At 69.9% G+C, this 6159-nt stretch carries 4 protein-coding genes and 2 pseudogenes; all 6 read right to left on the bottom strand.

Annotated features, from left to right (window positions below; genetic code table 11):
- Positions 1–148: pseudogene (locus FV222_RS31205) on the bottom strand (ferredoxin--NAD(+) reductase); the annotation flags it as partial.
- A 34-nt stretch (positions 149–182) separates the two neighbouring features.
- Positions 183–602: a hypothetical protein gene (locus tag FV222_RS15095; protein ID WP_147750913.1), complete on the bottom strand. Its 420-nt coding sequence runs from the start codon at positions 600–602 to the stop codon at positions 183–185.
- 264 nt (positions 603–866) lie between these two features.
- Positions 867–1298 (bottom strand): DUF805 domain-containing protein, encoded by a 432-nt coding sequence (locus FV222_RS15090; protein WP_187273548.1) that lies wholly within the window; start codon positions 1296–1298, stop codon positions 867–869.
- Between the two features lie 167 nt (positions 1299–1465).
- Complete coding sequence (locus tag FV222_RS15085) at positions 1466–4336, bottom strand: sensor domain-containing phosphodiesterase (protein WP_147814909.1); 2871 nt, start codon at positions 4334–4336, stop codon at positions 1466–1468.
- A 210-nt stretch (positions 4337–4546) separates the two neighbouring features.
- Positions 4547–5842: a pitrilysin family protein gene (locus tag FV222_RS15080; RefSeq protein WP_147814907.1), complete on the bottom strand. Its 1296-nt coding sequence runs from the start codon at positions 5840–5842 to the stop codon at positions 4547–4549.
- Between the two features lie 115 nt (positions 5843–5957).
- Positions 5958–6159, bottom strand: a pseudogene (locus FV222_RS15075) (hypothetical protein); the annotation flags it as partial.

Below are 6159 nucleotides of genomic sequence, written 5' to 3'. Positions count from 1 at the left end.
GGCTTGCGCCCTGTCCCGGCACGGCGGCGCCGTGGGTGGCCTGGGCGTAGGCGATCATCCCGTCTTCGACGGCCGCATCGAGCGGGGTGTCGCCGGTGGCGACGCGCACGGACTTGCCGTTGACGACGAGCGAGCAGCGCGCGCTCATGGTCGTCTCCCGAATGTCATGAGGATGGCAGCGATCAGCGCGCGGACATCAGGAGGCGGTCGACCATCCCGGCCCAGCGCTCGCGGGTGGCGCGCGCTTCCGCGCCGATCGGCTCCGGCTCGACGTACTGTTCCATCCGGGCGCGAAGCGAGGCGGCCTCGGCCCGCTCGGCCATCAGGATCGCCTTCATCACGGCCATCTCGGCCTGGAGACGCTCGACGACGTCCTCCTCGACCTCGTCGTCGAAGTCCGCATCCTCGGCCTCGACGGCTTCGAGGGCGGCCTCGTCCGCGATCGTCTCGGAAAACGAAGCCTCGGCGCGCCGCTCGAACGCGGTCGGGGCGGCCATCGCCGCGGCCATGCGCGGCGGGTCGAGGCGGATCGGGCGCGCGATCAGCCGGCGCACCACATCGGATCCGCTCGTCTCGCGAAACCGCCTTGCCGCTTCGGCCATCACTGTTCTCCAGCACGCAGGGGGCACGCCGTGCGCCCCGCCATTTCTCCACACAACCTTGCGTCGGCATGGTTAAGGGAGGTTTAAATGGCATGCGGAACCGGTCACGTCGGCCGCCTTTCGACAGGCGCAAGCAGCGCCCATTTGGCGACCGAGACACGACGAGCGCCCGTCCCCGAGGAACCCGGGAGCGGACGCGCGTCTTCCTCGCGAATCGCTTCGAAGTCCGGCATCCGGCCCCTTCGAAGCGGCGGTCGCGCGGCGTCAGATCGCCGGCGACAGGCCCGTCGGGGCGGCGAGGCTGCGGCCGCGCGGATCGGGACCGAAATTGTTCGGGCCGACGGTGCCGCCGAGGAACCCGGTCTCGATGAAGTACCAGATGTTGGCCAGCGGCACGAGCGACAGCAGCACCCACACGCCGGGCTTGTTGCGGTCGTGGTAGCGCTTGATCCCGAGGCAGACCGACGACCAGACGATGAAGACCGTGGTGAGCAGGTTCAGGACCAAGAACGGGACCGCGTTGGCGCCGTTGACCGAGAAGCCTTCGCCCGCGCCGGCCTCGTTCGGGATCGCCTGAGCCAAGGCGTAGTTCAACGCCGCCGCGACGAGCATGGCACCGAAGACCGAGACGATGACGCCCTTCCAGAAGGTCCCGCGGCCGATCCGGCCTTCGGCGGAGAAGAGTAGTTTTTTCATGATGTTCGCAGCCCTGTCGGCAACCCGGCCACGCATGGTGCTGGGGGATCGGCCGGTGGTCGAGCGTTAGGGCGCGGCGCCGACGCGTTCAACGCGAACCGCAGCCTTGGGACGGGTGGGCAAGAGATCGGGACGCCACGACAAGCGCCCTGTGGATCGAATTTAGATCAGGCCGCTTCCGGTGCCGCGCCAACGAGCTGGCGGGCCTGGAGCATCGTCATCGGCTCGCCGAAGGCGTAGCCCTGGGCGTAGTCGCAGCCGAGTTCGGCCAGCGCCTGGGCGTCGGCTTCCGACTCGGCACCCTCGGCAACGATGGCGAGGTTCAGCTCATTGGCCATCCGCACGATCGAGCGCAGGATCGCGGTCTTGCCCGACGCCATCTGGCGCACGAAGGATTGGTCGATCTTGATCGTGTCGAACGGGAAGCGCTGGAGATAGGACAGCGCCGAGTAGCCGGTGCCGAAGTCGTCGAGGGAGAGGCCTGCGCCGAGGTCGTGGATGCGGGTCAGCATCTGGGCGGCGTATTCCGGGTTCTCCATCACCAGGCTCTCGGTGAGCTCGAGCTTCAGCGAGCCCGGGATCACGCCCGAGCGGGCCAACACCGTCTTCACGTCGTGCAGCAGGTCGTGCCGTAGGAGCTGGCGCGAGGAGACGTTGACCGAGGCGAAGATCGGCGGGTCGACCTCGAGCGAGCGCTGCCAGGCCGCGAGTTCGAGCGCGGTGCGTTCCAGGGCGAAGATGCCGAGGTTCACGACGAAGCCGCTCTCCTCCGCCACCGGCATGAAGGTGGCCGGCGGGATGCGGCCGAGCTTCGGGTGGTCCCAGCGCAGGATAGCCTCGAAACCCGCCACCGTGCGGTCCTCAAGGCGGACCACCGGCTGGAACAGCACCTTCATCTCGTTGCGTTCCAGCGAACGGCGCAGGTCGCTCTCCAGCATCAGCCGGTCCGAGCGCTCGGCGCGCATGTCGGCGCGGAACACGTCGATGCGGTCGCCGCCGCCGCGCTTGGCCTGGACCATCGCCGTCTCGGCGTTCTTGAACACCTCGTCGCGCTTCAGGCTGGCGCCGGTCTCGTGCAGTGCCAGGCCGATCGAGACGGTGAGGAAGATCTCGCGGTCGGCATAGGTGATCGGCGTCGCGATGGCGCGGCGGATCATCTCGGCGAAGGCCAGGATGCGGTCGGATTCGCGCTCCGACAGGAGGATGACCGCGAACTCGTCGCCGGCCACCCGCGCCAGCGTGTCCTGCGGCCGCAGCAGGCGCCCGAGCCGGCGGGACAGGGTGAGCAGGATCGAATCGCCGGCCGAGAGGCCGATCGCGTCGTTGATGCCCTTGAACCGGTCGATGTCGAGGACGATCACCGTCGGCTTCAGGCGCGGGTCCTGGCTCGCGAAGGCGAGCGCCGCGTCGAGCCGGTCGCCGAACAGCTCGCGATTGGGCAGGCCGGTCAGGCTGTCGTGCACGGCGTCGTGCAGCAGGCGCTCCTCGGCGGTCTTGATCTCGGTGACGTCGGCGATGGTGCCGACGATGCGGATGACCTCACCGTCGTTGCCGATCACCGGGCGCGCCTTGAGGCGATACCAGTAATAGGCCCCGCCGGTGGTGCGCAGGCGGAAGTCGTGCACGATGCGACCGCGGCGCTCCTCGATCATGGTGTCGAGGGTCGCCGAGTAGCGCTCGATGTCGAACGGGTGGAGCAGCCCGAGCCAGTTCGCCGCCGGGCCTTCGAGCGCCCCACGCTTGAGGCCGAGCTGGACCTCGATCTCCTGGCCGGCGAAGACGCGGTCGCCCGGCACGTCCCAGTCGAACACCACGTCGCCGGCGCCGGTGAGCGCCAGCGCCCGCCGCTCGGTGTCGGAGACCAGGGCGTGGGTGAGACCGCCGCCGGCGAAGGCGTGCTGCATCACCGTGAAGCCGATCAGCATGACGATCAGCACCAGGCCGCCGATCAGCGCGGGCTGGGTCAGCTCGCTGCCGATCTGTCCGGTCACCGCGAAGCCCGCGGCGGTGACCCAGACCACCAGAAGCGTCCAGGTCGGGACGAGCAGGATGGCGCGGTCGTAGCCGTTGTGGGCGGCAAGGTACGCGATCAGCAGCAGCCCGACGCCGGCCACCGCCGCGATCGAGATGCGCGCCACGCCCGCCGCCACCGGCGGATCGAACAGGGCCAGCCCGACGAGGCCGGCGAGGAAGGTCAGCCAGAAGAACGCCACGTGGCTGTAGCGCACGTGCCAACGCGAAAGGTTGAGGTAAGCGAACAGGAACACCAGCAGGGTCGCCGCCAGCACCGCCTCGGCGGAGGCGCGGTAGACCCGCTCGGCCAGCTCGGTGACCGGAAAGACCCGCTGCAGGAAGCCGAAGTCGATGCAGGCGTAGGCCAGCACCGACCACGCCAGGGCGGCGGCCGCGGGGAAGATGATCGCGCCCTTGACCACGAAGACGATCGTCAGGAACAGCGCCAGCAAGCCGCTGATGCCGATGATGATTCCCTTGTACAGCGTCAGCCCGGCAGCCTTCTTGCGGTAGGCGTCCTGATCCCAGAGGTGCACCTGCGGGATGTTGGGGCCGCGCAGCTCGGCGACGTAGGTGATCGTCGTGCCGGGATCGAGGGTGATGACGAACTCGTCCGCCTCGGGGTTCTCGTTGCGCTCGGGCCGGATGCCCTGGCTCGCGGTGATCGCGGCGATGCGCGAGCCGCCGAGATCGGGCCAGACCACGCCGGAATCGACCAGCCGGAAGTGCGGCGCCACGAGGATGCGCTCGATCTGCTCGTCGGTGTCGTTGGTGAGCGCGAACACCATCCAGTCGGGCCGCGCGCCGGCATCGCGCGCCTTCACGACGATGCGGCGGACGATGCCGTCCTTGCCGGGCGCCGTGGAGATCTGGATCAGGTCGCCGTCCGAGCGGTAACGCTCGATCGCCGTGGTCAGGTCGATGACCGGCGCGTCGAGGGTGACCCGCACCGCCTCGACGGCCCGCGCGGAACCGCTGAACAGAAGGCCGCCGAGGAGTGCGAGGGAGAGGGCGAGGATGCGCAACGGGCGAGTGTTCCGGCCGGGTACGGCGGCGAGTACGGCTCAGGTTCCGCGCAGTGGTAGAGGCGGGATTAACCGTGAGCAAGGCGGCTGAGGCCCGGCGGCCGGCGTCACCCACCGCTGGTATGCACGATCGTCCGGGCCGCAGATCGCCCGCTTTTGCGGCTAAAACAAGTTTCGGGACGCTCCTGAGGGGGGCGTCCCCGGCCGCGTTCAGGCGGCGCGTAAAGCCGCGGTGATCCGGTCGAGGGACGGCAGCTTCTTGATCGGGCCGATGGCGGCGAGCGTCGGCGCGCCCGCGAGGACCGCTCGGCCCGCCGCGCGCACGTGGTCCACCGTCACGGCGTCGACCTTGGCGATCACTTCGTCCGCCGGGATCACCCGGCCCCAGGCGAGGATCTGGCGGGCGTTGCGCTCGATCCGGCCGCCCGGCGTCTCCAGCGCGGAGAGCAGCGAGACCTTCAGCTGCGCCTTGGCCCGGGCGATCTCGACGGTGTCGAGGTCGCGGGCGGCCCGCGCGGTCGCCTCCAGCGTCACCTCGACGAGCTCGGGCAGATCCGCGCCGGAGGTCGCCGCGCCGATGCCGAACAGGCCGCAATCGGAGAACGGCCAGTGGAAGGCCTGGATCTCGTAGGCGAGGCCGCGGGTCTCGCGCACCTCCTGCCACAGCCGCGAAGTCAGCCCGCCGCCGAGCACCTGCGAGAACATGTGAAGGGCGTAGTAGGCCTCGTCGCGGAACGACAGGCCGGGCAGGCCGATCACGAGGTTGGCCTGCTCGAGCTTCTTCGGCATGCGCCGCTCGCCGCCGCCGTAGGTTCCCGGGATCGCCTCGGGCGCCGCCGCCTTCGCCATGGCGCCGAAATGGCGCTCGGCCGACGCCACGAAAGCCTCGTGCTCGACGGCGCCGGCGGCTGCCACCACGAAGCGGTCGGGGGTATATTCGCGGGCGAGGTAGGCGCGGATGCCAGCCTCGTCGAAGCTCTTGATCGTCTCGGGCCGGCCGATGATCGGGCGGCCGATCGGCTGGTCGGGGAACGCGGCCTCGGTGAAGGCGTCGTAGACCACGTCGTCCGGCGTATCCTCGATCCCGGCATGCTCCTGGAGGATCACGCCCTTCTCGCGGGAGAGTTCGCCCGCGTCGAACACGGAATCGGTCAGGATGTCGCCGAGCACGTCGAGGGCGGTGCCGACATCCTCACCGAGCACCCGCGCCGTGTAGCTCGTGCCCTCGGCCGAGGTCGCGGCGTTGATCTCGCCGCCGAGGTTTTCGATGTCTTCGGCGATGGCGCGGGCCGAGCGCGTGCGCGTGCCCTTGAACGCCATGTGCTCGATGAGGTGGCTCAGGCCGCTCTCGTCGGCGCGCTCATGGCGCGATCCGGCGCCGACCCAGACCCCGAGCGTGGCGGTGGCGACGCCGGGCATCGCCTCCGTCGCGACGGTGACGCCGTTGTCCAAGGTGGTGATGCGCAGGCCCGGCGAGGCGGCGTGGGTGGCAAAGTGCTGGTTCATCGTTGTTGCCCTCGACGCCGACGCCTCAAGGGCGTTCCGGCGCACCGGCGCCGACGCGCATTCGCGCTGGCCGACGGTTTCCCGTCGGAGTGGCCGGTCGAATCCTGCCCGTCGTTCATGTGCCCCTCGTGATGCGCGCGCGATCCCGGATCAGGGCCTCGACCTCGGCCTGGTCGTTGCCCACTCGTGTCATGCGCTCCGGCCGGTCCATCAGGTCGGCGAGGTGCGGGGGGAGGGCGGGGCGCAGGCCCCCGGAGGCGCGGCTCACCGCGTCGGGGAACTTCGCGGCATGCGCCGTGTCCGAGCCCGACGTGATG

Origin of the sequence: Methylobacterium sp. WL103, assembly GCF_008039885.1 — a bacterium.
Taxonomy (GTDB): domain Bacteria; phylum Pseudomonadota; class Alphaproteobacteria; order Rhizobiales; family Beijerinckiaceae; genus Methylobacterium; species Methylobacterium cerastii.
Note: the sequence above shows the minus strand (reverse complement) of the source record. Positions and strands in the feature narration are given on the sequence as shown.

Excerpts from the sequence above, each read along its gene's own strand:
- FV222_RS15095 (WP_147750913.1), bottom strand. The coding sequence starts at position 602 with ATGGCCGAAGCGGCAAGGCGGTTTCGCGAGACGAGCGGATCCGATGTG.
- FV222_RS15090 (WP_187273548.1), bottom strand. The coding sequence starts at position 1,298 with ATGAAAAAACTACTCTTCTCCGCCGAAGGCCGGATCGGCCGCGGGACC.
- FV222_RS15080 (WP_147814907.1), bottom strand. The coding sequence starts at position 5,842 with ATGAACCAGCACTTTGCCACCCACGCCGCCTCGCCGGGCCTGCGCATC.